Origin of the sequence: Nitrosomonas oligotropha, assembly GCF_900106555.1 — a bacterium.
In the GTDB taxonomy this organism is placed as follows: Bacteria; Pseudomonadota; Gammaproteobacteria; order Burkholderiales; family Nitrosomonadaceae; genus Nitrosomonas; species Nitrosomonas oligotropha_A.
Genome location: NZ_FNOE01000001.1, coordinates 183396 through 209955, shown reverse-complemented (window position 1 = coordinate 209955; position 26560 = coordinate 183396). Strand labels below are relative to the sequence as shown.

Sequence of the window (26560 nt, the reverse complement as noted above, 5' to 3'; positions counted from 1 at the left end):
TTGCGGCAGCTATCAAGTAAATGCAAATTTCTTAACTTTGCTCAGCCTCTGCACTCATTTGAACGATTTCTTGAATAGATTGATTACGTCCTTCCAGAATAGCATCGGCTACACCGCGCGCATATAGGCGTATCGCCCGGCTCGAATCGTCATTTCCAGGAATAATGTACTGTAAATTATCGGGGTTATGATTAGTATCAACGACACCAATAACTGGAATACCAAGCTTTCTGGCTTCTGTAATAGCGCCTTTTTGATAACCTACATCGATGACAAACAGCGCATCCGGCAATCCTTTCATATCCTTAATACCGCCCAAGCTGCTATTGAGCTTATCCAATTCGCGTTGAAGATCAAGCGCTTCTTTTTTCACAAGCTTATCCAGCGTTCCATCTTGTGTCATTACTTCCATTTCTTGTAAACGCTTAATTGATTGCTTGATAGTCTTGAAATTAGTCAGCATTCCGCCTAACCAGCGTTGATCTACGTAAGGTGATCCGCAACGCTGGGCTTCCTCGCGCACAATGTCGCGCGCCTGACGTTTAGTACCGACAAATAAAACAACACCCTTGTTTGCTGATAATTGACGCACATATTTCATGGCTTCTTCATACATCACCAAAGTTTTTTCGAGATTGATGATGTGAATTTTATTGCGATGGCCGAAGATATAGGGGGCCATTTTGGGATTCCAGAAGCGGGTTTGATGACCAAAATGAACACCTGCTTCCAGCATTTGACGCATAGTTACTGACATAAATTCTCCTTAAGGATTGAGCCTCCATTCGCTTTAATGATTCAAAATTAAGAGCGAATGTGTGTATTTAATTCAACTTGTATTTCATGCGCTACCGCATGGACCGTTAAATTATGGCCGTATTATATAGCATTTTCCTTGGCTTACTCAAGCTGACAGAAGAACAGAATAACGCAGGAATTAATACGGATGTGCAACAAGCGCTTTTCTAGCGTGGCGCTATGATAATAATCGTTGAAGATTTAAGGCTTTTTAGCAACTATTAAAACTTTCAAGTGATACAGGACGAGTTTCCCATTTTTAATCTTAAGCGGGCAATATCATTTATTTGTATGCGTTTATTATCCACAGTGATGATATTCTCGTCTTGCAATTTTGAAAACGCACGGCTGACAGTCTCTAATTTAAGACCAAGATAGCTTCCAATTTCCTCGCGCGTCATGCGGAGATTGAATTCTGACTCGGAGTAACCGCGCATTAAAAAGCGGCGTGACAAATTGAGCAGAAATGACGCCAAACGTTCTTCGGCCTTCATACTGCCAAGTAGCAGCATTACGCCATGGTCTCGGACAATTTCACGGCTCATGATTTTATGAAAATGACGCATGAGAGAGGGAATGGTGCGGCTAATTTCTTCCAGCTTGGCGAAGGGAATTTCACACACTTCGCTATCCTCAAGCGCTATCGCATCGCACGTATGAGTTTCCGTACTGATGGCATCCAAACCCAGCAACTCTCCTGTCATATGAAAACCGGTCACTTGCTGACGTCCATCTTCCTCAAGCACACAGGTCTTCAAAAATCCGCTGCGAATGGCAAACAAGGATTGAAAGCTAGAACCAGTACGATGCAGGTAGCCGCCTCGCTGAATTTTCCGTTTATGGCTGACGACATCACCCAGAACCTGAATTTCTTGATCATTAAGACCGACAGGCAAACAAAGCTCGCGCAAACTGCAAGTAGCGCAGCTAGATCGAATGTGCGAGATATCGAGATGATGAAGCGATGTATCGTTAAGCAAAGTGTTTTCCAAATAGGGAATTACATTTCAACGCTTTAATTGATCTGAATCAAAATTAACATTTCTAACCCGCAACATAATTCTACGATATTGCCGGAGGAGTGGATATTCTTTTTTAAATTGATCGCATTCAGCACTACACATTTGGTTATGAAAACCAGTAAATGATGGCATATCAATGCAGATTTCTTTGGGTAACATTCTTCACAAAATGAGATTCCCAGTGCATCCACTAAGATTTTCCGATTCATCTACTGATTTGCTTCAAATCAGCTCCGAACTCATTCGGAGGTTCGGTGTTTACAATGCTGATTATCGCTTGTACCCGGAGACGGATTACTTTGCCGAAACATTTGATGCGCGCACCTATTCCAGATGGTTGAACAATTGCAAATCAGGGCACTTCCGTCGGCCAATCTCATTATATGTGCATATCCCATTTTGCCGTTCTTTATGTTTTTACTGTCAATTTAATCAGATCATCGCCGACAAAAACGACAGCATATCGACCTATCTCGATTACTTATCACGTGAAATAAGACTACAAGCGCAGTTTTTCAGAGAAGACCCGAAGCTAGAGCAGCTATATTTCGGAGGGGGCACACCGACACTGCTAAATGATGTTCAGTTAAGCAATATCTTAAAAGAAATCCAACAAAATTTTAACCTGATAAAAGACGGTGAATTCTCAATCGAAATCGATTCGCGGCAAATGCCTGACCTATCCATGCAGGCTTTGAAAGAAATAGGTTTTAATTGCGCGATTATCGGTGTTCAGGATTTCGATGATCATGTGCAACAATCCGTCCATCGCGTTCAGACAGAAAATGCCACGCTGCTTGCTATCCATGACGCTCAACAAGCCGGCTTTAAAACCATAAGAACGGAATTGATTTATGGGTTACCCAAGCAAACTGTAAAAAAGTTTGAATACACGCTGGGAAAAATCATAACGGCCGACCCGGATCAAATTAACTTATTAAATTTCCAGCACCTGCCAGAAAAATTTAAACCGCAACAAAATATAAATCCGGAAGATTTGCCTGATATAGAAACCGGATTGGAAATGCTGTTGCTTGCTATTGCCCGTTTAACGGCAGCAGGATACCTGCACATCGGCATGAACCTGTTTGCTAAACACGATGATCAACTGATCACTGCACAACGCCAAGGCCGGCTTTACTACGGTTTGCAAGGTTATTCGATCTATCCTGACAGCTATCGCGTCGCATTGGGAGTTTCGGGAATCGGAAGCATTGGCCCGGCTTTAAGCCAAAATGATTGCGATCTGCTGCAGTATTACAGCAAACTGGAACACAATATTCTGCCGATCAGACGCGGTATCGAATTAAGTCCCGACGATTTAATCCGGCGCTCTGTCATGCAAGCACTTATTTGTCATTCCGTGCTTTCATTTGAGTCGGTGGAAGCATATTTTCCCATTGAATTCAAAAATTATTTTGCTAAGGAATTGGCAGAACTCACGGTTTATGAACAAGCTGGCTTGGTCACGCTAAATGATCAGGAAATTACAGTGACACCCAAGGGACAATTATTGATGAACAGTATTTGCGCAGTTTTTGATAAGTATCTGCGCGCTGTGCAGCAACGTAAACCGCTCGATACCCATTTGAATTTTACCTGAGAATCGCTGGATTCCCAGGTAATGTGGAATTATTTGACTTGGCTATTCGTTAAAATATATTCAGCCAAACGGTCGGCAGATTCACCCTGAATATTCTTAAATGCCGGCATTCTCATACTGCCCGATTGAAATTTCTTGATAATTGCATCCTTATTAGCCACTTTTTCGCTTAATACCATTGCCACATTAGCGCTTAAAGGCTTATGGCATTCTGTACAAGCGGAGCTAAAAATTGTTTCTCCGGATGCATCTGCTGGCGGAGCATAGTCTTTGCTTGCGCCACAGCCGGCTAAAATGAATAGCGCCGATATCGTTAATGCAAAATTTAATTTTTTCATTCCCTGACTCCAATTTATTTACTTCAATAAAAATACCGGGAGTAATCCCGATCCCTACTTGGTTGCTTATAAAATTTATCAGCTCCGCGCTTTAGAAGACCAACCACACCCAGTATCATAACAGCTTGCCAAACAAATGTTTTAAGACAGTTTCCCGGCATCCCGGGGTCATCGGGCGTTAATAAGAGCATTCAGCATTACTTACAAATCAAACACAATCAATGAGATAACACATATTTACCGAAGCTGCCAAACTGATTAAAATCTCCGTTTCAATAGCATTGTTGGCGTTAAGTGTAATTCTTAACAATTTCTTGACATTTCCCATGTTATTGTGCGCAGCAGCTCTGAATTATTATTAATTTAGGCTATTCAATTTTAATAACAATCAATGACAATAGCATCATTTACGTTAAGTGTGATTCTTAACAATTTCTTAACATTTACTATGCTACTGTGCGCAGCACTGTAGTAAAAGAACGACAAAAATTCTTTTTCTACAAAAAAATCAAGTGTTGCGCTAAAAAAATGAAGTTAGCAACCCGCTATCATCAATATAATTGAAGCAGTTGCATGCAGTAGAGTTTTTTTGTATTGGTAACAAAACATTAACCAACAGTTTAGTAAAATCACATTGCATTAATAGGGAGATTGCATGTTTAAAAAGATAAGTACTGCTATTTTGTTGACTGCATTTGGCTTGTCGCTGAACAATCCGGCTGCTGCTGACGCTACGGTAGAAGATTTTGAAGTTTGGGGAGGTATTTTCTCACAGGGTAATTTCGGTTTCGTAAACCCACAAAACCCCGAATTGAAAAAATTCAGATGGTGGATGGAAGGACAGGGCCGGTTTGGTAATGATGCTTCTCAATTTTCGCAATCGTTGGTTCGTCCTGGTGTAGGTTATGCGATAACCGACAAAATTGTGGCGTGGGTCGGTTACGCTTGGGCGCCGACAGCTGAACCATTAGCATTAAAGACAGGGCATCCATTTAATGAGCATCGTATCTGGCAACAAGTAACCTGGGCGGATAATTTTTCATTCGGTAGATTATCGGCGCGCAGCCGTCTTGAGCAACGATTCTTTGACCATCATTCTCCCATGCCCGGTCCAAATGATGTAGGTCATCGATTCCGCCAACTGGTTAAACTTGCAGTTCCAATGCCGTCGGTAGATCCGAATCTTAGTTTTATCGTTCAAAGTGAATTGTTTATCGGCTTGACGAATATTGATAATAATCCTGGTTTTATTTCTCAAGGTTACGATCAAAACCGGGCATTCGTTGGATTGGGTTACAAAGTCAACCCAATTGCGACCGTTGAATTGGGCTATATGAATCAATTCATTAACAGACCGCACAGCGCTCGTCCTGACCAAATGATGCATAACTTGGTAGCCAGTTTGTTCCTGAACTTCTAAGACACACTATGTGGTACTAAGCAGTTAACACCTAGTTTGTGTTCCAAATAGCCGGTTAACTTCCTAATCTTAGGAAATTAACCGGCTAATTTTTCCCCCGATCGCTAGATTGTATTCGCGGATAACAAAAATCCGGCTCTTCTTTTCGATTTTCTGCATTGAATATCAGCAGACACAAGAAATAGTAACTTTTTCTTCGCATTCTATTACTATACTGCTCCTTTTCGACCACTCACAAAGTAACACATGCAAGATTTTAAACCAGGCCAGTGTTGGATCTGCGATGTCGATCTGCAACTGGGATTAGGCACGGTGCAAACCGTCGAACACCGGATCGTCACCATTTTGTTTAAAGCAACCGGTGAAACCCGTTCATACGCCAAGCAATCGGCGCCGCTAACGCGGGTAATCTTTAAACCGGGCGATACCATCAGCGCTCAGGATGGCGCCGTCATCAAAGTCACCGGCGTGATCGAACGCAATGGATTGATTGTTTATACCGGCACCCGCGCAGACGGCAACCGGATTGAGCTGGCGGAAGACCGGCTAGCACCGCAGGTACAATTAAACCGTCCGTCCGAACGCCTATTCACCGGCCAATTCGACCAGGACAAATGGTTTCGCATCCGCTATCAAACACTGCTGATCCGCAACCAGCTGGCAATCGCCCCGCTGTATGGACTGGTGGGCACGCGCACCAGTTTGATTCCGCACCAACTCTATATTGCCCGTGAAGTGGGCCGCCGTTTTGCGCCGCGCGTGCTGCTGGCGGACGAAGTGGGGCTGGGAAAAACCATCGAAGCTGGTCTGATTTTGCACCAGCAATTACTCACCGAGCGCGCCAAGCGCGTGCTCATCGTGGTTCCGGAAACCTTGATCCATCAATGGCTGGTAGAAATGCTGCGGCGTTTTAATTTGCAATTCAGCATTTTTGACGAAGAGCGCTGTTTGTCGCTGGAAGCAAGCGATGAAGATGAAGACGAGGACGAGGAAGTCGAAAAAGATCAGCAAGACGAGAATCCTTTTCACAGCGAGCAACTGGTGCTGTGCAGCCTACATTTTCTGCGACAGCATCCAAAACGGTTTGAACAAGCGCTGGAAGGCCGCTGGGATTTGCTAGTGGTCGACGAAGCGCATCATTTACACTGGTCACCACAAACCGCCAGCCCGCAATACACCATGATCGAGCAGTTGGCGGCACGCACTCCGGGCGTGCTGTTACTGACCGCAACACCGGAACAATTGGGTAAAGCCAGCCACTACGCCCGCCTGCGCCTGCTCGACCCGCACCGCTTCAACAGTTTTTCCGGATTTGTCACCGAAGAACAATCGTACGAACCCATCGCCTGTGCCGTCGAAGCATTGCTCGAAGGGAAAGATTTGACCGGAGACACCCGCCAATTGATCGCGGACACGCTTGACCCGGCCCAAGCCCAAGCACTACTGGCGGAACTGCAAGACCAGCAAGCCCGGAATAAACTCGCGGAATCATTGCTCGACCGGCATGGCACCGGGCGCATTCTGTTCCGCAACACCCGCGCGGCGGTCAAAGGGTTTCCCGCGCGCCAGCTGGTCGCCAGTCCGCTCCCGGTACCGGCGGAATACCTGCCATTCCTGGTAACGTTTGAAACCACGCCACTGTCCAAGCCGCAATTGCTGCTATGCCCGGAACTCATCTACCAGGTGCGATGCGAAGACGATCAGCCGTACTGGAGCGAAATCGACCCGCGCGTGAATTGGCTGATCGCAACGCTCAAGCGGGTGAAACCGGAAAAGGTGCTGGTCATCGCTGCCAATGCGCAAACCGCGCGCGATCTGGCGCAAGCGCTGAAAGAAACCACCGGGCAATTCATTCCGGTATTCCACGAAAGCATGAGTCTGATCGAGCGCGACCGCGCCGCAGCATTCTTTGCCGACAAGGAAACCGGCGGGCAAGTGCTGATCTGCTCGGAAATCGGCAGCGAAGGGCGCAATTTCCAGTTTGCGCATCATCTGGTCCTATTCGATCTGCCGCTCAATCCCGATCTGCTCGAGCAGCGCATTGGCCGCCTGGATCGCATCGGCCAGACCGACACCATTCAAATCCATGTACCCTATCTGGAAAACAGCGCGCTGGCGGTGATGTTCCATTGGTACCACGAAGGCTTGAATGCATTCGAGAAAACCTGCCCGGCCGGTCAAACGGTGTTTGTCAAAGTCGAAGAACAGCTCATCGCTGCGCTACATCAGCGCCAGACTCAGGCCGAAGCATTGGCCGGATTGATCGGCGTCACGCAAACGGCGCACCGGGAATTGAACGAAGCGCTCGACCGCGGGCGCGACAAGCTACTGGAATACAACTCGTTCCGGCCGCTCGCAGCGGAACAGCTCACGCATGCCGCACGCGCGCAGGATAACGACCCGCTGCTGCCGCAATACATGGAAACGGTATTCGATTGCTGCGGCGTGCATATCGAAGACCACCGCAGCGGCAGCTTTCTGATCGAACCGAGCGAACACATGAGCATGCCGTTTCCCGGCTTGCAGGACGAAGGCTCGGTCATCACCTACGCGCGCGAAGTGGCACTGGCCAACGAGGACATGCACTTCCTGACGTGGGAACACCCGATGGTCACTCACGCCATGGAACGGATTCTGAGCCACGAAAACGGCAACGCCGTGGTGGCCATGATGAAACACAAACAAGTACAACCCGGCACCTTGCTGCTGGAAACCCTGTTTGTGCTCGAAGCCAGCGGACACAACGTGCAGCAAAGCAACCGCTACCTACCGCCCGCCGTAATCCGCATTGTGCTCGACGAACACGGCAGCAGCGACTACCCGTTCCTGAATCACGACTCGATCAATCAACACCTGCAACCGGTCGCCACCGGCATCGCCAAGCAAGTGATCCAACTGAAAGAAGACCCCATCCGCGAGCTATTAACCGCCAGCGAACAACAAGCCAGCGCGCAAGCCCCGCAACTCATTGCCGCCGCCGAAACGCGCATCCGTCAGACCTTCGTCCCGGAAATCGAACGCCTCAAAGCGCTGCAACAAGTCAACCCGAACGTACGCGACGAGGAAATCCAGTTCTTTGAACAACAATTGCAACAACTGACCGGCGCGCTGAAATCCAGCAATTTGCGGCTCGATGCTGTAAGGGTGATTGTGGCGACGTAAATTCATCGGGAATCGACGATGCAAAAAAAGCAACATCAAAAACGGGATTCCCGCTTTCGCGAGAATGACGAGAGGGCAGGGAATGCCGGAGAAAAAGCGGCATGATGGCTCCGGCGGTGTATTTACTGGCCAGTCAAAGAAACGGGACGCTCTACATTGGCGTGACATCCAACCTGATACAGCGCATTTGGCAGCATCGCGAAGGCTTGGCGGAAGGTTTTACCAAAAAATATCGGGTTAAAACCCTGGTCTGGTATGAACAGCACGCTACGATGGAAAGCGCCATTGCCCGGGAAAAGGCATTGAAAAAATGGAACCGCGCCTGGAAATTGAAACTGATTGAAGAAACCAATCCGCAGTGGCGGGACCTCTGGCCGGAAATAAATGGAGAGACGGAACCTTAAGGAAACTTTGAATAACTCATGTTTGTCATTCCGAATAAAGTGAGGAATCTTTGTGAATCAACGCCATAGATTTCTCGCTACGCTCGAAATGACAGTTATTCAGAATTTCCTTAACCCCCCCGTCCTTCTACTGCAACATTTCATCATCCCCTCACACCTCTACAATCCGTCATCTCCGCACAAATACCTCGTCATCCCCGCTCATTTACCCGTCATCCCCGCGCAGGCGGGGATCCAGAACAACCACCGCGCTCCCCGACTGGATTCCCGCCTGCGCGGGAATGACGGAGAGAAAAGTGGTGCCTCAATCGCTGGCGATTTCCAGCGCTGGCAAGTTGTTGACGATCTTCATCGTTTCCAGGTTCACCGTCACCACACGCAGAAATAATTCCAGCGGATAGCGCGGATTACCCATCGTTTCGATGGCCCAGTCGTTGGCGTCGTTGATAATGCCGCTATCCTTGTCGGTTTTCACGCGCTGGCGTTCGATCACCCAGTCCAGTGCCGCTTTGCCGTTGACCACGTCGTCGTAGGCTTCTGGCGGAATGCCGCTGACGCTGATGTGCGCGTTGTAGATCAGCCGGGTCAGGTCTTTCTTGCCATCGGTTTTCGGTACTTTCATCTTCTCCACACGCCAAAAACTCTCCTGTTCGCCACTCCCGCACATAGATCCGTCATTTCCGTTCGTATACCTATCATTTCCGTCCCCATATCCGTCATTCCCGCGCAGGCGGGAATCCAGCGACCTGGCATCGCCGGCACCTAGCACCGTGGCGCTCGGGTACATCGGCACAGTTTCATAGTTCAGGTGCAACTCGGCCAGCGCCCGTCCGGCTTTGGAAAACGCCCAAAAATTAGCAACGGTTTTCACGCACGGCATGCGCGGCAATTCCTTGCTCAAATTGTCGGCATAGCGACTGCGATAATCCTTTGAGTGCAGCAGGCCATAGACGTAATAGAAAATATCCTCCTTGCCGATCGTTTCATGTGGATACGCCTGCTGAAAATACGCCAGCCCTTCAGCGGTGATGGCATCGCGGCGCACGTACCCACCATTCTTCCGTTCATTGCCGTCATTCCTCAACTCCTTGTCGCCGTTCCCGTGCCCCTCGCCGTCATTCCTAAATCCATCACCGTCATTCTCGTGCCTTTTATCATTCCCGAGCCTTTCATCGTCATTCCCGCGCAGGCGGGAATCCAGCGGTTTTTCTTCGATAAAATCCAGCGTGGTCTGGGTTCCCGCCTGCGCGGGAACGACGGGATCGTAGAGGTAGAGCGGAAAGCATTGGGCACCGCCATCAATTTGCAATTCTGGCACACGATTTACCATCAAAGCCAGTTGGCCATCGCCGCTCCATCGTTGCTTAACCATAATCAACAAATTCTCCGCAGCCGCATCTGGAAAAATGCGTGGCATTTGATAGACCATTTCGTTAAATGTGCGATTGAAATACAGCCACTGCTTGGTGAAAGGCCGGTACAGGCTGAGTGTTAGCTCTTCCGGTTTAAACGTGAAGTGACGATCCTTGGTAAGTTCCTTCTTGAGCGCTCGTGTCCAACTGATTTGCGATGGATCGGTATTGATAAAGTTGTTCACCAACACTTCGCGCGATTTCTTGTCCAGCGCTGGGTGAACGATGTCAAATCGCGCTACTTCGTGATTGTAGAAATCGATCATGCGTTTCATGTTGCTGGTCACGACGGTTTTACTGGCGTTGTAACACCACGCATCGCGGGCAGTAACAACGCCCATTGAGAAATTCTCGAATAGCTTAGGATTATTGTCTTTTTTGTCACCCAGTGCGATAAATTCACTAAAACTGCCGTCACGCTGGCGCAGCCAGTCGCCATGCACATCGGGGATGATGATTTGCCACGCATGGGCTGCATTGATACCTGCAATGGAGCCGAATGCGGCGATTTTTTCCAGCTTGTCGCCGCGGCTGAGGTAGTCGCCGATGTCGTGGAAATGAATCCGGCCATGCGGCTGCGCGTTGGGATTTTTGACCAATAGCGAAATGGCAATCGGCGCGCGGCTGCCGCTGCCGAACACGTTGTCCTTTTCCTTGCGTCGTTGTTCGCCACTGGTGCGGGCGTTGCCTCGCAGGTGAAACATATGAATACTGGAAAACTCCTCGGCCAGACATTGCCGCAGCCCGTCGGCGGTGTTGGCGTCGAGCCAGCCGGCGTTGGTGACAAAACCGATCACGCCGGTATTGCCGATGCGATCCGACGCCCAGCGGATGGCGCGGATATAGCTGTCGTACAGCGCATTTTTGTTGGTAGCTGTGGAACGTGCGGCGTAGGTGTCGCGGATGCGTTTATCCAGATGCGTTTATCCAGATTCGTATAGGCGAGGTTCTGGTTGTTGTCGTTGGCGCTTTCCTGCCCGGCAGAATACGGCGGATTCCCCATAATCACCCGAATATCCAGTTTCTTCTGCCGTTTGCGGCGGGCGCTGTTGTCGACCAGCAGCGCGTCCACCAGATCGTCCTTTTCGTACATCTGGAAGGTATCGGTCAAGCAAATGCCCTCGAACGGCTGGTAAGGGACGTTGCCAGCCGTAGTTTCGTCATACCCACGCAGGCGGGTATCCAGTGGTGCGCTTTGCGCGCCGTCGTTTGCATGACTGGATTCCGGGTCAAGCCCGGAATGACGGGGTGGAAGATGCTGCGGGGTGTTCATGATGCCGTGGTATACCGCTTCGATGTTGATCGCAGCGATGTAGTAGGCCAGCAATACGATTTCGTTGGCGTGGATTTCGTGGCGGTATTTGTGCGGCAGTTCGTCGCGGGTAATCAGCCCGCTTTGCAGCAGGCGAGTGATGAACGTGCCGGTGCCGGTAAACGGATCGAGGATGTGCACCCCCTTGCTGCCCAACGTTTGGCCGAATTCCGTTTGCAGAATATGCTGCACGCTGTGGATGATGAAATCGACTACTTCCACCGGTGTGTAAACGATGCCGAGACGCTCGGTCATGCGCGGAAAGGCATTGCGGAAAAACTTGTCGTATAGTTCGACCACGAGTTTCTGCTTGGCCTGAGTCTTGGCTTCCGGTGTGGTCTTTGCGCTGTCGATACCTTCAGCTCGTAATTTCACGCTGTCGTACATGGCTTGGAGCGTGTCGGCTTCCTTGTCGATGTGGTGTTCGTGCAGCACGTCCAGCACGGCTTGCATGGCGATGCTCATCGGGTTGTGGCGGGCGAAGCTGTAGTCCTTGAACAGCGCGTCGAATACCGGTTTGGTGATGAGGTGCTGCGCCAGCATTTCGATGATTTCACCATCGCGGATGCTGTTGTTCAGGTCGTCGCGAAGTTCCTCGGCAAAGGCGGCGAAAGCTTCACGTTCACGGGTGTTGACCGGGTTTTCCAGGATGCCGGTGATGCGGTCGATATGCGTGCGGGCTATCTTGGCGATGTCGTTGGCCCACTCTTCCCAGTGGTGGCGGTTACCGACCTTTTGCACCAACTTGGCGTAGAGCGCGCGCTCGATTTCACCGATTTCGAATTCCAATTTGGTTTGCTCTGGTTTGCGGTAAGCCGCTTCAGGCTGACCCAGCGTGTAGCGCCCTTGGCCGGTCTGGTCCTTGGTTTTGCCTGGGGTTTTGGGCTGTTTTTTCTGGATCTTGTCGGTGATGGCGATGACTTCCATTTTGCTGGTGTCGCGCCCGATCAGGTCGAGTTTGTTGATCATCGCATCGAAGCGGTCATCGTGCGAACGCAGCGCTTGCAGCACTTGCCATACGACTTAGTAGGTCTGGTTGTCGTTCAGCGCTTCGTGCGGCTCGACACCCGCCGGGATCACCACCGGCAGGATGACATAGCCGCGCTTCTTGCCCGGCGCGTTACGCATCACGCGCCCGACCGATTGCACCACGTCGACTTGGGAATTGCGCGGCGTCAGGAACAGCACGGCATCCAAAGCGGGCACGTCCACGCCTTCGGACAGACAACGCACATTGGAAAGGATGCGGCAGGTGTTATCCGGAATTTCAGCTTTGAGCCAATCCAGTTTAGTTTCTTTCTCACTGGCATTCATGCTGCCATCCACATGTTCGGCTTCGCAATTAAGACGCGCAACCTGCTCGAATTCCTCAGTTTCCTGATAGGCTTGCACTACCGCTTGGAACATGCCCGCAATTTGCTTGGAGCTGACTTTGTTCGTCTTGCCGCCTTTGGCCAATTCGATCACCTGACAGAAAGCCACGGCGCGTTGCATGGCTTGCCCATCGCCAATCAGATCATCGGCCAAACCCTGTTTGGATAGCGCTTTCCAGCAGCCGATGATCTTGGCGGCATCATCCACCTTGAGCTGGTTATCCGGGTCTTTCAGCAGATTCTGGATGCGGCGGTTGATGTGCGATTCTTCCACCGCCAGCACGATCACTTTATAGTCCACCAGCAGATTGCGCTTGACGGCTTCCGAGAAGGTAATGACATAAAGCTCCCTGCCATAGAGCGCTTCATCATCCATTGAGCACAGCGCAACCTTGTCTTTTTCCGCGCTGGCTTTTGCCACCTCGCCATAAATGCGTGGCGTGGCGGTCATGTAAAGCCGCTTGGCGGAGCGGATATAGGCATTATCATGCACGCGCACAAAGGCGCTTTCATCCTCGCTATCGAAAGTAGCGCCGGTGGTGCGGTGCGCTTCGTCGCAGATGATCAGGTCAAAATCAGCCAGATCAAAGTCATGCTGGGCGCGGCTGATCACGTCTATGGAATGATAGGTGCTAAACACCACGCTCATGTGCTGCGCATCGTGGCGCTTGCTCATTTCAGTCGCTAACCTTGCCGGTTCGGTGGTGGCAGGATAACGCAGCTCGTGCTTGAAAGTTTGCACCGTGTCGTCATCCTTTTTGCGTTTCTTGCCGACATCGCTGTCGGAACACACGGCGAAGCTGTGCAGCGGGGTATCGCTTTCCTGCGTCCACTCGGTCAGGGTTTGCGACAGCAGATTTAGACTAGGCACCAAGAAAAGCACGCGCCCGTTTTTACCGGCCAATTCCTCGGCGATTTTCTGCGCTGTGAAAGTCTTGCCAGTGCCGCAGGCCATGATGAGTTTGCCGCGGTCTGTGTCTGCCAAGCCACGCGCAACAGCATCCAACGCATATTTTTGATGGTCGCGTAACTGCTTTCTGGTTTTTAACACCGGAGCTGCTTTGGGCTGGTATCGACCCCAATCAATCTGGCTATTTTCCAGATCGTGCAGGTCTATTTTGCTGACCGGCGGTTGCTGGTCACGCAAGGCGTCTTCAGCGTGTTCGCTCCAGCGGTTGGTCGTGCTGACAATGATGCGGTGCGTGAAGGTTTTTTTGCCCGAGGCGGTGAAAAAACTATCGATGTCGCTTTTTTGTAAGCGGTAATCTTCGTCGTAGAGCTTGCATTGAATGGCGTGATATTCGCCGGTGCTGGTTTTGGCCACCAGATCAATACCGGTATCATGTCCATCCAGTCCCTGTAATTTTGCCCAGTCGCGATACATCCAAACATTAATGTACAGATCGCGGTAGGTGGCTTCGTGGCGCAGGTAACACAGGATCAATTCTTCAAAATAAGTGCCTTTTTCGCGCTCGGTGGCGGCGGCAAGACGATAGTCGTCGAGTAGTTTTTTCAGTGCTGACATGGAATGTTCTTCACGCTGAATAAGGGAAGATGATATTGCTATCTCGTGTTAGTAATTGCATCAGTTTCGGGTGAATAAACAGCTTTTCCCGTCCCACGGTTCTTTCCTCCAGCACGCCGATTTCGACCAGTTGCTTAAGATAGCGCGAGGCGGCTTGACGTCCGGCGATGTTTTTTTCGACCAGATTTTGAATCCGGCAGTAAGGTAGATCGAAAATCAGATCGACCAGTTCGCGGCTGTAGATTTTCGGTGCCGATTGTTTCACATGCTCAATCGTTAATCCTGACAGGCTGCGGATTGCGGCGATCTTGGCGGTGGTCCAGCGGGCCGTGTCTTCGATGCCTTGCAGCAAGTAGACAATCCAGGGTTCCCATGCCTGATTGCGCGTGACATCGAGCAGGAGGCGGTAATACTCGGCTTTGTTTTTAATGATGTAGCGGCTCAGATACAAAATCGGCAGCGTCAGCAAGTCTTCCTGGATCAGAAACAGGCTATTCAGCACGCGCCCGGTGCGGCCATTGCCGTCGGTGAACGGGTGAATCGCCTCGAATTGGTAATGCCCGGCTGCCATGCGAATCAGCGGGTCGACATCGCGCGCTTCGTGCAAGTAACGCTCCCAGTTGGCTAATTGGATGCGCAGTAGTTCTTCCCCGGCGGGCGGCGTATAGATCACTTCGCCGGTCGCTTGATTGGCGAGTGCTGTTCCGGGTACCCGCCGCATTTGCATGTCCGTGCCCTTGATGCGTGTACATACTTGTTCCGCAGTGCGGGTGTTCAGCGGGTGCTGTTGCAATGTTTGGAACCCTTCGAGCAAAGCGCTGCTGTAGCGCAGGGCTTCGCGCGTGGCCGGGTCGGCGTACTCGTTCGCGTTTTGAAACTGAAACAGCCGGTCTGTGGTGGTAACAATGTTCTCGATTTCCGAGCTGGCTTGGGCTTCAAGCAGCGGCAGGGTATTGATCAGAACGCCCTGATTGGGAATGAGTTCGGCAGCTTGCTTGAGTTCTGCCAGGGCGGCCCGGGCGGCGATGCATTGCTTGAGTACCGTGCGCGTTTCAAGCTCGGTTGCGGGAGGTAAAAGAGGGAGATCGTTATAAGGCTGATCCGAACGCCAACGGGTCATGGTTTAATTTTTGCATTTTTGCGACACGTTGTCAGTTTATGTCGTTTGCAGCGACAGGTCAATCAAACATGTCGCAAAAACCTAAAATCTGCGACATGTTCAATCAGGAAACTTAGACGTTAAACCGGAAGTGCATCACGTCTCCGTCCTTGACGACATATTCCTTGCCTTCGAGGCGCATTTTGCCCGCTTCCTTGGCGCCTTGTTCGCCGTTGTAGGCGATGAAGTCGTCGTAGCTGATGACTTCGGCACGGATGAAGCCTTTCTCGAAGTCAGTGTGGATGACACCGGCGGCTTGCGGGGCGGTATCGCCTTTGTGGATGGTCCAGGCGCGGACTTCTTTGACACCGGCGGTGAAGTACGTTTGCAGTCCAAGCAATTCGTAACCCGCGCGCACCAGGCGGTTGAGGCCGGGTTCTTCCAGGTTTAGGTCGGCTAGGAAGATTTTCTTATCTTCATCGGACAATTCTGCGATTTCAGCTTCGAGCGCGGCGCAGATGGCGACGACCGGCGCACCTTCCTGGGCGGCATATTCTTGCACGCGGGTCAGCAGCGGGTTGTTTTCAAAACCGTGGTCGTCGACATTGGCGACGTAGATCGCGGGTTTGGCGGTCAGTAAGCACAGCGGCTGCAATAAGAGTTTTTGCTCTTTATCCAAGTCCATTGTTCTGGCGGGTTTGCCTTGGTCAAGATGCGCTTGAACTTGCTCCAGCAGGGCACATAACTTGATCGCATCCTTGTTGCCGGATTTGGCCACCTTGGATTCGCGCAGTAATGTTTTTTCAACTGTGGCGAGATCGGCTAAGGACAATTCGGTTTGAATGACTTCGATATCGGAGATCGGATCGACTTTACCGGCGACGTGCACGACGTTGTCATCGTTGAAGCAGCGCACCATGTTGACGATGCCGTCGGTCTCGCGGATGTTGGCGAGGAATTTGTTGCCCAATCCTTCGCCTTTGGATGCGCCCGCGACCAGTCCGGCGATATCGACGAATTCGACGATGGCCGGTTGTATTTTTTGCGGTTTGACGATGCCGCTAAGTTTTAGCAAGCGTGGATCAGGTACTTCGACAATGCCGACATTCGGATCGATGGTGCAAAAAGGATAGTTTTCCGCCGCGATGCCTGCTTTGGTCAAGGCATTAAACAAGGTGGATTTGCCGACATTGGGTAGACCCACGATTCCACATTTCAGACTCATGACCGGTTTCTCATTAAAAAGGGTTAAATAACAATATGATGAATTATTGCTGGAATTTATGCTTTCGTGTGCAGTTTCAGCATGGCCGCTTCGCACGCGCCTTGCGCGATGAGCGGCCAGACTTCCAGGCTTTTTTGAATGGCTTCATCGATCAGCGGTGCTTCTTCTTTTCTCGGCGGATGCAACACATAACTGGCCACGGCATTGCGGTCGCCAGGATGACCGATGCCGATGCGCAGCCGCCAGAAATCCTGCGTGCCCAATTTTGCGGCGATATCCTTGAGGCCGTTATGCCCGCCCAAACCGCCGCCTCTTTTTAGTTTGGCGATGCCTGGGAGTAAATCCAGTTCATCGTGGACCACGATAATTTCATCCGGCTGGATTTTATAAAATTGACACAAGGCGGCTACCGATTGGCCGCTTCGATTCATAAAGGTTTGCGGTTCCAGCAACCACAAGTCGGTATCTTTCTCCCGCACCTGCGCGCACAATCCATGAAACCGGGCTTCCGGTCTTAACGTGGCGTGCAGCGTATGCGCTAACCGGTCAACCCACTCAAAACCGGCATTATGGCGCGTACCGGCATACTCTCTGCCGGGATTACCCAATCCAACGACAAGTTTCATGAAATGGTGTCAGGTTTCAGTGAGAATTTATCGGGTTACTGAGAGCATGCCCAGAAACGAAAAATCTGCCGGTGTATATTGCAACCCCGGCAGATTTGTCCAATTTCCAGAACAGCTCAGTGTGTTGTCGCTCAGCTTACTTTTTCTCAGCGCCCGATCCCTCGGCACCGGCTTCATCGGACAATACCGAGCGTGGAATGACGATCGTGGCTACCGGCAGATTTTCACCTTTGCTCAGTGCCACGGTTTCTACGCCTTTAGGCATGACCAAGTCGCTCAAATGCAGTGTGTGTCCGGCAGTGAGTTCGGCCAGATCGACTGAAATAAATTCAGGCAGATCATCGGGCAGACAGCTGATGTCTACTTCCGTCAGGATATGAGAAACGATACCGCCGGAGGTTTTTACACCCGGTGCAACTTCGGCATTGATAAAGTGCAACGGCACTTTCATGTGTATTTTCTTGTTCTTGTCGACGCGTTGAAAATCCACATGCAACACTTGCTGTTTGTAAGGATGCATTTGAATGTCGCGCAGCAGTACGGGCTCTTTTTTCCCTGCGACATCTAACGTCAACACGGAAGCGTGAAAAGCTTCCAGCTTGAGTTTGTGATACAGATCGTTGTGATCCATCTCAATCGATTGCGCTTCTTGATCACCACCATAAATGACTGCCGGAACTTTACCGGAACCACGCAGGCGGCGGCTCGCACCCTTTCCCTGCAACGTGCGCTTACCGGCGCTGATTTCTATTTTCATTGTGATACTCCATAAAGATGGTTTGCTCGCGACCAAACAAACCGGTTAAAAAAACTTAATCTATTCCATGAATAATGAGCTTAAAGAGCTTTCATTGCTGATACGCAACATGGTTTCCGCCAGCAGATTGGCGATGCTCAACTGACAAATGCGATCGCACGCCTGCGCGTCCTCGCGCAATGGTATGGTATCCGTCACCACCAGCTTATCCAACGCCGAGTTCTGGATGCGTTCCACCGCATTACCGGATAATACCGCGTGCGTGGAATACGCTATCACGGCTTTCGCGCCGTGCTCTTTTAATGCATTGGCTGCCTGACACAGCGTATTGGCGGTATCCACCATGTCATCAATAATCACACAAGTGCGGTCTTTGACCTCACCGATGATGTTCATGACTTTTGCTTCATTGGGTTTGGGGCGGCGTTTGTCGATGATGGCTAGATCGCATTCCAAGCGCTTTGCCAGATGGCGGGCGCGGACTACACCGCCGACATCCGGCGATACCACGATTAGATTCTGGTAATTATGTTTCCAGATATCGCCGAGCAAAATGGGCATGCCATATATATTATCAACCGGCATATCGAAAAAACCCTGGATTTGATCCGAATGCAAATCCATCGTGAGCAGCCGATCAATACCCACGGTGCTCAGCATATTGGCAACCACTTTGGCGGTAATCGGAACGCGCGCCGAGCGCGGCCGTCTATCTTGACGGGCATAACCGAAATAGGGGATTGCAGCGGTAATACGGCTGGCTGACGCGCGTTTCAGCGCATCCACCATGACCATTATCTCCATCAAGCTATCATTAGTGGGCGCGCATGTGGATTGCAATACAAACACATCCTTACCGCGCACATTCTCGAGAATTTCCACCATGACTTCACCGTCGCTGAAACGTCCGACAGTAGCGCGTCCCAGATGGATATTGAGATGCTTCACGGCATCCTCCGCCAATTTGGGATTCGCAGTTCCGGTAAAGACCATCAAACTGTCATAAGCCATGATATTTCTTTGCGCTAGCTAGCTGGATAAGGGAGTACAGGTTTCTCTGGTTAAATAAGCAGCTGTGATGATCACAGTTTTGTTTAATTCCGCATCCATTCTCAATCGGAATGAATGAATAGTCTCCTCTCCGGAGTTACTGCCATGCCAAGATACTGGCTGGGGAGGTAGGGATCGAACCTACGAATGCCGGAATCAAAATCCGGTGCCTTACCACTTGGCGACTCCCCAAAATCTTCAATTTAGGGTTTTGTGCATCGGATGGCAATCCAATCCTTTTGCGACAAAGCCTTTCATATCATCTGGAATCTGTTCAAAAGCAGCTCGCGCGGCCCGTTCTGTGGCAAATTCTGCAAATACACACGCGCCTGAACCGCTCATCGCCGCTATTGTAGTATTTTCTAGCCGCTTTAGCCACTCTAAGCATCTTGCCACTTCAGGATACGCCCGGCAAACGACTAATTCTAAATCGTTATGCCCTTGCCAGACAGAAAAGGGCGGTATTGTGATGGGTATCGTGTTGCGTGTCAATTCCTTACTGGTAAAAATCTCTGCGGTCGATACTTGCACCGGTGGTACTAGAACCAGGTACCAAGCGGGTGGCAGTTCAATAGCGGCGAGTTTTTCACCAACTCCTTCAGCGAAGGCATTTTGTCCAAAAATAAATACCGGCACATCGGCACCCAGTTGAAGCCCTAATTCGAGCAATTGCTCAGGATTTAAATTCACTTTCCACAAGTGATTCAGTGCCAGCAATGTGGTAGCGGCATCAGAACTCCCGCCGCCCAGACCGCCGCCCATCGGGATTTGTTTTTGCATAAAGATATCCACACCCTGCGTGGTCCCGGTTTTCTGTTGCAGCAGTTTGGCGGCACGGACGCATAAATCTTTATCTTCCGGCACACCGGCAATCGGATTATGCAGCCTGACGATACCATCCGGGCGTACTGCAAAACTAAGTTGATCGGAAAAATCGAGAAACCGGAAAACCGTTTGCAGCAAATGATAACCATCTTGTCTGCGGCCAACGACATGTAAAAAAAGATTCAGCTTGGCAGGAGCGGGGAATGTGAACATAGAAATAAGGATCGAGCGCTTATGCTTTAACGGCAGTAACGGTTATTCAACTTTCCAATCATCCACAACCAAGCGGATTTTCAGCTTCTGATAGACTAAATTCAGTACCCGGGGAAGCGCTGCGGCGTTGGGTTGTGCCGCCGTGAAACCCTGATAATGAATGTGCCAGCCATCTTGCCGGATCGCGATAATCTGATTTTTATTATCGAAATCCTTTTGCGACGCGTTTGCAGGCGAGTGCATGCCCTGTATCCAGAATTGCAACCCATTGAGCGGCAGGCGCCAGCCGAGAATTTCTTCCGTCAAACTTTCCACATCGTTGGCATAAAAAGCTTCCAATTTAGAGGTAATCAGCCGCACGCCTTCGTGATCTTTGGAAATTTCCGCAACCGCTTGACCTAACGGTGTGAATAGCAAAATTTCATCACTGGCGGCCAGATGCTGCCAGCGGAAGCTGCCGGAAAAACTTTGATTCTCGTCTTGAATCGCTATTCTGCCCAGGATGTTGAAATCAGGGGCAACCGCGTTATGCGCACCCGCAACAGGCTCTGTTTGGATGGTCGTGACGGCCGCTTCGGGTTGCGTTTGAACGGGTAATAGCTGGCAGCCGGAAAATAACGGAAAAATACAACTGGACAGAATTCCCAGAATAATCTTCCACGGTTGAATTCTGAACTTGTTTGCTGGTAATTCAATATAAAAACGGGCCGATATCAATTGCGCAATTACCAACGGATTATGGAGTGTGCTTCGTTAACTATTGATCGTCTTGTTCGTTTGCTGAAAATCAGGCAATACGATATTGAGTTCCAGCGTTTCCTGATTCTCGTCTTGTTCAAAGTTAACCGATATCGCATCCTGATCAACGTTCACGTACTTCCGGATAACCTCTAACAGTTCTTTCTGCAATTGTGGCAGGTACGAAGGTTGATTACGGTAGCTGCGCTCATGCGCAACCAGAATTTGTAATCGTTCTTTCGCCAGCGAAGCGGTTTTGGGTTTGGATGATCTGAAATAGTCCAGTAAACTCATTTTCTTCCTCCGAATAGCCTTCTGAGAAACCCTTGTTTACCATCGATAAACCGATGCGGCAGCTTTTCTCCCAAGTAACGCGCAACGACATCGGCGTATGCCTGACCGGCTTCACTCTTCTCATCGAGAATGACCGGCATACCTGCGTTTGATGCGGATAGAACCGATTTCGATTCGGGAATAATGCCCAATAATTCCAGCGACAGGATTTCCTGCACATCCTCCAGACTCAGCATCTCACCCAGCTTAACCCTGTCGGCATCATACCGGGTCAGTAATAAATACTCTTTAATGGGCTCTTCATTTCTTTCGGCCCGGCGTGATTTACTGGATAGAATCCCCAGCATGCGATCCGAATCGCGGACGGAAGAAATTTCCGGGTTGGTAACGACAAATGCATCATCAGCAAAATAAAGCGCCAGATTGGCGCCTTTCTCAATACCGGCGGGTGAGTCGCATACAATATACTCAAAATCCTTGGATAATTCGTCTAAAACCTTGCCCACGCCTTCCTGCGTCAGCGCGTCTTTGTCGCGTGTTTGAGATGCCGGCAGGATATACAGCAGATTGCAGTTCTTATCGCGAATGAGCGCTTGATTGAGACTGGCTTCGCCATTGATCACATTGATAAAATCATAAACAACCCGGCGTTCGCAGCCGAGAATCAAATCCAAGTTCCGCAGGCCCACATCAAAATCGATGACCGCTGTTTTATGCCCTTTTTTCGCCAGCCCCATGGCGATCGCTGCGCTTGTGGTTGTTTTACCAACGCCGCCCTTGCCTGATGTCACGACTATAATTCTTGCCAATTGAGCCTCCTTTGCTGTTTGGTCTTAAGCAATCTCTTTAATGATCAACGCATGATTCTGCAAATAGATCTGCACGGGATGATTGTATGTCTGCTTATTCAAATCCTCGCTGGTTTTATAATCGCCCGCGATGGAAATAAGCTCTGCCTGTAAATCGAAACAAAATATCCGGGCAGCTGTATTGCCATGCACGCCTGCCAAAGCACGCCCTCTTAACGTATTATAGACGTGTATATTGCCTTCGGCCATAATTTCGGCGCCAGCGCTGACCTGTGACAAAATGATCAAATCGCCGGCCGCATAAATCCGTTGCCCAGAGCGGATCGGCTGCGTCACTAAGGTTGCCGTTGCGGCAACCGGCGGAATCGGAACAGGCCGGATGGATGGCTCTTTGACCGTCACTGCTTCAGGTTGCGCGGCGGGCTGTTGAGCCGCTTCCTGTTTCTGCGGTTCCCCAATGATGATGGAACTGCCTTGCTCGCGTACCGTATCGATCGGAATGAATAAGGCGCGCGCCTGTTTATTCTGGCTCTCATTACCGCCGCGGATACCGACCGGAAAAAAACTGACTCTGCGCAACAGCTGGATGATCTGCGTGAAATCCAGATCCTGATTTTGCTTGTTTAATTCGCGCAAATCGATAATCAGCGGAGAATCTTTGAAGAATTCCGGCGCTAGGTTGATTTTTTCATGCAGTGTCTGTTCGATTGCAGCCAGATCGTTGGTGTAAAGAATCAAGATGGGCGCGAAAAAAGTGCTGCTTTTGAATTCCAGTGCTGGAGTGGTGTTTAGCATTTTAATTGTTTGACAGGCTCACAGAGATTCATCGCAGGATCAATAGCACTGTTTAATGATGTTTGAAAAGGAACCGGTTACGTCCATGAAACCGATTTAATCAACCGCTTTCTTTTTTGTTAACCGTTGCAATGTTTCCAGCAGGATTTCGTTGTCCGGATCTTTTTCCAAGGCAGTACGCCATATATTTTTGGCATCGTCTTTAGCGCCTTGTACCCAAAGCACTTCACCCAAGTGCGCCGCAATTTCAGCATCCGGGCGGGCGGCAAATGCCAAATTCAAGAAATTCAATCCTTCCACGACATTTCCCATGCGGTAGTATACCCAACCCAAGCTATCCATAATATAGGGATCCTCCGGATTGAGCTCAACGGCTTTCCTGATCAATTTCAACGCTTCCGGTAAATGCATACCACGCTCAGCGAAGCTGTAACCCAAGGCATTATAGGCATGCGCATTTTCCGGTTTTAGCTTGATCAGTTTACGCAGATCCTGCTCCAGGATTTTAAATTTACCCAGCTTGTCGGCTGCTAAGGCGCGGTCATAAAGCAGCTCGGGATAATCCGGCAGTTTCTTTAATCCTGCATCGAGCAAATCGTAGACTTCTTGGTGGGCCTTGGAACGCCGCAGAATCTGCGCTTCCGCCAATATCAAATGCGCGGCCTGCTGATCATTGGCGGCGGGCAGTTTTTGCAGGTGCGCGCGCGCTTCCTGCAAATGACCTTTTAATGCCAATAAATCCGCATAACGGATTTGTGCCGGTAAATAACGTCCCCCACTTTTTACCTGCTGATACGCTTCCATGGCTAAATCGGGGCGATTGGTTTCCTCATAAATCTGCGCCAAGTGGAAGTAAACCGCATTGGTGTCTTTGTATCCCAGGGTCAGTGCCTTTTTGAAACTGGCTTCGGTAACATCAAAATCACCCATCTCCGTGGCCAGTAATCCGGCTGCTAGGGTAATTTCAGCGTCTTCGGGATTTTTATCCAATAACCATTGCACTTGCTCGCGCGCCTGATCAATCTCGTTTGCACCGATCAATACCCGGGTATAAGCCACTCTGACTTCGTTAGATGCCGGATATTTTTCGAGATAGCCGCGGTAGAATTCGCTCGCATCAGCAGCGGAAACGCGTTGCAATATTCTGCCGTTATGAACGGCGGCGATTTCCCATTCAGGGCGCAAAACCAGCGCGCGCTGCATCTCATCCAATGCCAGCTGATGCTGATTGGCAAACCATGCTGCCTGGGAAATGGCGAAATGGACTTCCGGAACATCCTTATACGGTTGCGAAAGCTGTTGTATCAATTGCAATGTCGCGGTTTTGTCCGGATTGCGTGACAACAATTGGTTGAGTTGCATGAAGGCATTGTCGACGCCTTCTTTTTCCGTAGCCAGCAGTTTTTCGAGATGGGGCCGCGCGGCATCCAGCTTGCCAAGATTGACCAGCAATGCAGCGATGGTTTGGCGCGCATCGACGGAATCAGGCTCGAGTCCAACCCACAGAGTGGCTGCTTGTTCCGCCGCAAAGGGATTGCCGGCATGCAGGGAAATTTCTGTTGCGCGCTTGGCGATGCGGGGATCGCGCGTCGTTTTGGCCAGCTTGACATAGCGGTTGACCGCAATATCCAAGCTACCCCGCTGCAATGCGGTTTCACCGACTAAAAAATCAAACAGAATGGGCGCAGTCAGCTCCTGCTTGGGTAAATTCAGCTGACTGACTTCATCCGGATCGGTGGATTCCCCTGTTTTTTCTGCCTCCTTGTTGGAAGGAAGCTGCGCGCAGGCAGTAAGTCCGGACAGCAATAACACGCATAGAATTTTAAATTTCATGAGAAATCCGATTGATTTTCAAATATAAGATAAAACGTACAACTTCTGTGCAGCATTCGCAGGATTCATAAATCATTAAGCATTCAGTCATTTTTCGTGCAGCCGTGCGCTGGATTCAAGACCGGATGTTACGCAAAACAGTGCGCATATTCTACTTTTATACCGGCAATAAAGTGAATAAATAATTATTTAGCATAAGTCGTATGGAATGTCACCCGGAAAAGTAAGATTAAAATTGTACGCAAAGATGTCACGGGTTAATTTATGATAAAGCAAATGCTGAGAACACCATTAAAATATGAAAGTTCAGTGCAGTTTCTATGGTATCCGGTAATTTCCGGCGGCTGACCATTTTTCCCATCTTCATCGCTAATTGGACTCGATTGAAAAATCCTTTGTTACAACTGATTATTGTTTTTCTGCTGGGTATGCTGACCGTCCTCGGTTTTGCCCCTTTCTATCTTTTTCCGGTGCCGGTCATCACCGTGGCTGTATTGCTGGGATTGTGCCACAAAAGCCAAAGTCCGCTGAAAAATGCCGCATTGGGATTCGGTTTTGGCATGGGGCTGTTTAGCGCCGGAGTCACCTGGATTTACGTCAGCTTGCACGATTTTGGCGCAATGCCGATGCCCATCGCGGTGGTTGCATTGATCGTACTCTGTGCTTACCTGTCGCTGTTTCCGGCTTTAGGTTTTTGGCTTCTGACCCGATCCCGCCTGACTTCGCCTTTTCTTTGGGCATCGCTGGCTGCGGCCTTATGGGTGCTGTCGGAATGGTTGCGCGGCACGTTATTTACCGGTTTTCCCTGGCTGGCACTGGGCTATTCGCAAGCGCCGTTGAGTCCCTTGGCGGGTTTTGCACCGGTTTTCGGTGTTTACGGTATTTCGTTTTTGCTGATATTCAGCGCGGCTTTGCTTTTTTTCTGGCTTGACCAAGGGATTAAAAAATGGCGTTACGCATTGCCTTTGCTACTGATATGGTGCGGCGGGTATGGCTTGCAGTTGATCGACTGGGTTAAACCGGAAGGAGAGCCGGTTAGCGTGAGTTTACTGCAAGGTAATATTCCACAAGACATGAAGTGGCGTGAAGATCACCTGGAAAGCACCATGCAAACATACGCCAAGCTGATCGTGGAAAGCGATAGCCGCTTGATCGTGACGCCGGAAATTTCCATTCCGTTGTTCAGCGATACCGTGCCGCCACGGTATTTGTCGTATCTGGCCGAGCACGCCAGGAATAATAACGGCGACGTGTTGATCGGCCTGGCCGAGCGCACTGGCCGCGAGGGCAACGAATATTACAACACCATGTTCAGCTTCGGTACCGCGCCGGAACAAAGTTACCGCAAGCATCACCTGGTTCCCTTCGGCGAATATATTCCGTTCAAGCCGCTTTTTGGCTGGGTGATTCAAGTACTGCAAATCCCGCTGTCCGATTTTTCGCGCGGCGGTTTGGATCAGCAGCCGATGAACTTAGCCGGGCAGCGGGTAGCGATCAATATCTGTTACGAAGATGTATTTGGCGAGGAAATTATCTATCAATTGCCGCAAGCCACGATGCTGGTCAATGTCAGCAATGATGCCTGGTTCGGGCGCTCAATCGGACCGCAGCAACACTTACAGATTTCGCAAATGCGCGCCTTGGAAACCGGACGCTATATGCTGCGCGCCACGAATACCGGTGTGACTGCGATCATCGACGAGCGTGGCCGAGTGTTACAAACCATCGAAATTTTCACCACCGCGGCGCTGCATGGATTGGCGCAAGGCTTTACCGGTGCGACACCGTATGTGCGCATGGGAAATTACCCAGTGCTAGGGCTGGCCGGATTGTTATTGTGCATCGGTTTACTATCCGCCTTTCGCGCGGCATGGAAAACCCGGTAAAATCCGCATAATTTTTCTTTTAATGGCGATAAAACTCGACT

At 50.1% G+C, this 26560-nt stretch carries 22 protein-coding genes and 1 tRNA gene; 5 read left to right on the top strand and 18 right to left on the bottom strand.

From position 1 onward, the window contains the following. Window positions 1-31: 31 nt before the first annotated feature. Both rpsB and fnr read right to left on the bottom strand, forming a co-directional pair. A complete protein-coding gene (gene rpsB, locus BLU57_RS01005) occupies window positions 32-757 on the bottom strand; it encodes a 30S ribosomal protein S2 (RefSeq protein WP_090315095.1) in 726 nt (241 codons plus the stop codon). Between the two features lie 271 nt (window positions 758-1028). Further along, complete coding sequence (gene fnr / locus BLU57_RS01000) at window positions 1029-1778, bottom strand: fumarate/nitrate reduction transcriptional regulator Fnr (protein WP_090315093.1); 750 nt, start codon at window positions 1776-1778, stop codon at window positions 1029-1031. Window positions 1779-1956: 178 nt separating this feature from the next. Here fnr and hemN point away from each other — a divergent pair, with 178 nt between their 5' ends. Further along, the gene (hemN, locus tag BLU57_RS00995; protein WP_371113135.1) at window positions 1957-3423 is read left to right on the top strand and encodes an oxygen-independent coproporphyrinogen III oxidase; all 1467 of its coding nucleotides are present in this window, start codon (window positions 1957-1959) and stop codon (window positions 3421-3423) included. A 29-nt stretch (window positions 3424-3452) separates the two neighbouring features. On the opposite strand, the gene BLU57_RS00990 is transcribed toward hemN, so the two are convergent. Beyond that, the gene (locus tag BLU57_RS00990) at window positions 3453-3761 is read right to left on the bottom strand and encodes a c-type cytochrome (protein WP_090315091.1); all 309 of its coding nucleotides are present in this window, start codon (window positions 3759-3761) and stop codon (window positions 3453-3455) included. A 655-nt stretch (window positions 3762-4416) separates the two neighbouring features. On the opposite strand from BLU57_RS00990, the gene BLU57_RS00985 reads away from it, so the two are divergent. The 3 genes from BLU57_RS00985 (at window position 4417) to BLU57_RS00975 (ending at window position 8747) form a co-directional block, all read left to right on the top strand. Then, window positions 4417-5181: a DUF2490 domain-containing protein gene (locus BLU57_RS00985; protein ID WP_090315090.1), complete on the top strand. Its 765-nt coding sequence runs from the start codon at window positions 4417-4419 to the stop codon at window positions 5179-5181. A 246-nt stretch (window positions 5182-5427) separates the two neighbouring features. Continuing rightward, complete coding sequence (rapA, locus tag BLU57_RS00980; protein WP_090315088.1) at window positions 5428-8343, top strand: RNA polymerase-associated protein RapA; 2916 nt, start codon at window positions 5428-5430, stop codon at window positions 8341-8343. A gap of 104 nt (window positions 8344-8447) precedes the next feature. After that, window positions 8448-8747, top strand: coding sequence for a GIY-YIG nuclease family protein (locus tag BLU57_RS00975; protein WP_090315283.1), 300 nt, complete (start codon window positions 8448-8450; stop codon window positions 8745-8747). Between the two features lie 304 nt (window positions 8748-9051). On the opposite strand, the gene BLU57_RS15960 is transcribed toward BLU57_RS00975, so the two are convergent. From BLU57_RS15960 to BLU57_RS00905, 15 genes are all read right to left on the bottom strand, one after another. After that, complete coding sequence (locus tag BLU57_RS15960; RefSeq protein WP_218131613.1) at window positions 9052-10863, bottom strand: type ISP restriction/modification enzyme; 1812 nt, start codon at window positions 10861-10863, stop codon at window positions 9052-9054. Between the two features lie 89 nt (window positions 10864-10952). Further along, entirely contained in the window at window positions 10953-12482 is a 1530-nt protein-coding gene (locus tag BLU57_RS16180) for a hypothetical protein (protein WP_218131612.1), read from the bottom strand. Between the two features lie 12 nt (window positions 12483-12494). After that, entirely contained in the window at window positions 12495-14369 is a 1875-nt protein-coding gene (locus BLU57_RS16175; protein ID WP_218131611.1) for a restriction endonuclease, read from the bottom strand. Between the two features lie 10 nt (window positions 14370-14379). Then, window positions 14380-15489, bottom strand: a complete 1110-nt coding sequence (gene fic, locus BLU57_RS00960; RefSeq protein ID WP_090315086.1) for a protein adenylyltransferase Fic — start codon at window positions 15487-15489, stop codon at window positions 14380-14382. 112 nt (window positions 15490-15601) lie between these two features. Then, window positions 15602-16693 carry a redox-regulated ATPase YchF gene (ychF, locus tag BLU57_RS00955; RefSeq protein WP_090315084.1) on the bottom strand — a complete coding sequence of 364 codons (1092 nt, stop codon included), beginning with the start codon at window positions 16691-16693 and terminating at the stop codon, window positions 15602-15604. 56 nt (window positions 16694-16749) lie between these two features. Beyond that, entirely contained in the window at window positions 16750-17319 is a 570-nt protein-coding gene (gene pth / locus BLU57_RS00950) for an aminoacyl-tRNA hydrolase (protein ID WP_090315082.1), read from the bottom strand. Between the two features lie 136 nt (window positions 17320-17455). Beyond that, the gene (locus BLU57_RS00945) at window positions 17456-18076 is read right to left on the bottom strand and encodes a 50S ribosomal protein L25/general stress protein Ctc (protein ID WP_090315081.1); all 621 of its coding nucleotides are present in this window, start codon (window positions 18074-18076) and stop codon (window positions 17456-17458) included. Window positions 18077-18136: 60 nt separating this feature from the next. After that, window positions 18137-19087, bottom strand: coding sequence for a ribose-phosphate pyrophosphokinase (locus BLU57_RS00940; protein WP_090315077.1), 951 nt, complete (start codon window positions 19085-19087; stop codon window positions 18137-18139). A gap of 156 nt (window positions 19088-19243) precedes the next feature. Beyond that, window positions 19244-19318, bottom strand: a tRNA-Gln gene (locus BLU57_RS00935). Between the two features lie 6 nt (window positions 19319-19324). After that, window positions 19325-20164: a 4-(cytidine 5'-diphospho)-2-C-methyl-D-erythritol kinase gene (ispE, locus tag BLU57_RS00930; protein ID WP_090315075.1), complete on the bottom strand. Its 840-nt coding sequence runs from the start codon at window positions 20162-20164 to the stop codon at window positions 19325-19327. A gap of 42 nt (window positions 20165-20206) precedes the next feature. Continuing rightward, window positions 20207-20881, bottom strand: coding sequence for a lipoprotein insertase outer membrane protein LolB (lolB, locus tag BLU57_RS00925; protein ID WP_256206036.1), 675 nt, complete (start codon window positions 20879-20881; stop codon window positions 20207-20209). 36 nt (window positions 20882-20917) lie between these two features. Next, window positions 20918-21196: a cell division topological specificity factor MinE gene (minE, locus tag BLU57_RS00920; protein WP_090315071.1), complete on the bottom strand. Its 279-nt coding sequence runs from the start codon at window positions 21194-21196 to the stop codon at window positions 20918-20920. Further along, window positions 21193-22005: a septum site-determining protein MinD gene (gene minD / locus BLU57_RS00915; RefSeq protein WP_090315069.1), complete on the bottom strand. Its 813-nt coding sequence runs from the start codon at window positions 22003-22005 to the stop codon at window positions 21193-21195. The genes minE and minD overlap by 4 nt, the downstream gene beginning before the upstream one ends. Before the next feature lie 24 nt (window positions 22006-22029). Then, window positions 22030-22800, bottom strand: a complete 771-nt coding sequence (gene minC / locus BLU57_RS00910; protein ID WP_090315067.1) for a septum site-determining protein MinC — start codon at window positions 22798-22800, stop codon at window positions 22030-22032. Window positions 22801-22896: 96 nt separating this feature from the next. Beyond that, entirely contained in the window at window positions 22897-24633 is a 1737-nt protein-coding gene (locus BLU57_RS00905; RefSeq protein WP_090315066.1) for a tetratricopeptide repeat protein, read from the bottom strand. Window positions 24634-25061: 428 nt separating this feature from the next. Here BLU57_RS00905 and lnt point away from each other — a divergent pair, with 428 nt between their 5' ends. After that, window positions 25062-26519: an apolipoprotein N-acyltransferase gene (gene lnt / locus BLU57_RS00900; protein ID WP_256206055.1), complete on the top strand. Its 1458-nt coding sequence runs from the start codon at window positions 25062-25064 to the stop codon at window positions 26517-26519. The last annotated feature ends 41 nt before the right edge of the window (window positions 26520-26560 follow it).

Bases quoted from the DNA above. Each gene is read 5' to 3' on its own strand.
- BLU57_RS00990 (WP_090315091.1), bottom strand. From the start codon at position 3,761: ATGAAAAAATTAAATTTTGCATTAACGATATCGGCGCTATTCATTTTA.
- BLU57_RS00945 (WP_090315081.1), bottom strand. From the start codon at position 18,076: ATGAAAATAGAAATCAGCGCCGGTAAGCGCACGTTGCAGGGAAAGGGT.
- rapA (WP_090315088.1), top strand. From the start codon at position 5,428: ATGCAAGATTTTAAACCAGGCCAGTGTTGGATCTGCGATGTCGATCTG.
- hemN (WP_371113135.1), top strand. From the start codon at position 1,957: ATGCAGATTTCTTTGGGTAACATTCTTCACAAAATGAGATTCCCAGTG.
- BLU57_RS16175 (WP_218131611.1), bottom strand. From the start codon at position 14,369: ATGTCAGCACTGAAAAAACTACTCGACGACTATCGTCTTGCCGCCGCC.
- ychF (WP_090315084.1), bottom strand. From the start codon at position 16,693: ATGAGTCTGAAATGTGGAATCGTGGGTCTACCCAATGTCGGCAAATCC.
- BLU57_RS00905 (WP_090315066.1), bottom strand. From the start codon at position 24,633: ATGAAATTTAAAATTCTATGCGTGTTATTGCTGTCCGGACTTACTGCC.
- BLU57_RS00985 (WP_090315090.1), top strand. From the start codon at position 4,417: ATGTTTAAAAAGATAAGTACTGCTATTTTGTTGACTGCATTTGGCTTG.
- lnt (WP_256206055.1), top strand. From the start codon at position 25,062: ATGCTGACCGTCCTCGGTTTTGCCCCTTTCTATCTTTTTCCGGTGCCG.
- rpsB (WP_090315095.1), bottom strand. From the start codon at position 757: ATGTCAGTAACTATGCGTCAAATGCTGGAAGCAGGTGTTCATTTTGGT.
- pth (WP_090315082.1), bottom strand. From the start codon at position 17,319: ATGAAACTTGTCGTTGGATTGGGTAATCCCGGCAGAGAGTATGCCGGT.
- fic (WP_090315086.1), bottom strand. From the start codon at position 15,489: ATGACCCGTTGGCGTTCGGATCAGCCTTATAACGATCTCCCTCTTTTA.
- BLU57_RS00975 (WP_090315283.1), top strand. From the start codon at position 8,448: ATGGCTCCGGCGGTGTATTTACTGGCCAGTCAAAGAAACGGGACGCTC.
- BLU57_RS15960 (WP_218131613.1), bottom strand. From the start codon at position 10,863: ATGTTTCACCTGCGAGGCAACGCCCGCACCAGTGGCGAACAACGACGC.
- ispE (WP_090315075.1), bottom strand. From the start codon at position 20,164: ATGTTCACATTCCCCGCTCCTGCCAAGCTGAATCTTTTTTTACATGTC.
- minC (WP_090315067.1), bottom strand. From the start codon at position 22,800: ATGCTAAACACCACTCCAGCACTGGAATTCAAAAGCAGCACTTTTTTC.
- BLU57_RS00940 (WP_090315077.1), bottom strand. From the start codon at position 19,087: ATGGCTTATGACAGTTTGATGGTCTTTACCGGAACTGCGAATCCCAAA.
- minE (WP_090315071.1), bottom strand. From the start codon at position 21,196: ATGAGTTTACTGGACTATTTCAGATCATCCAAACCCAAAACCGCTTCG.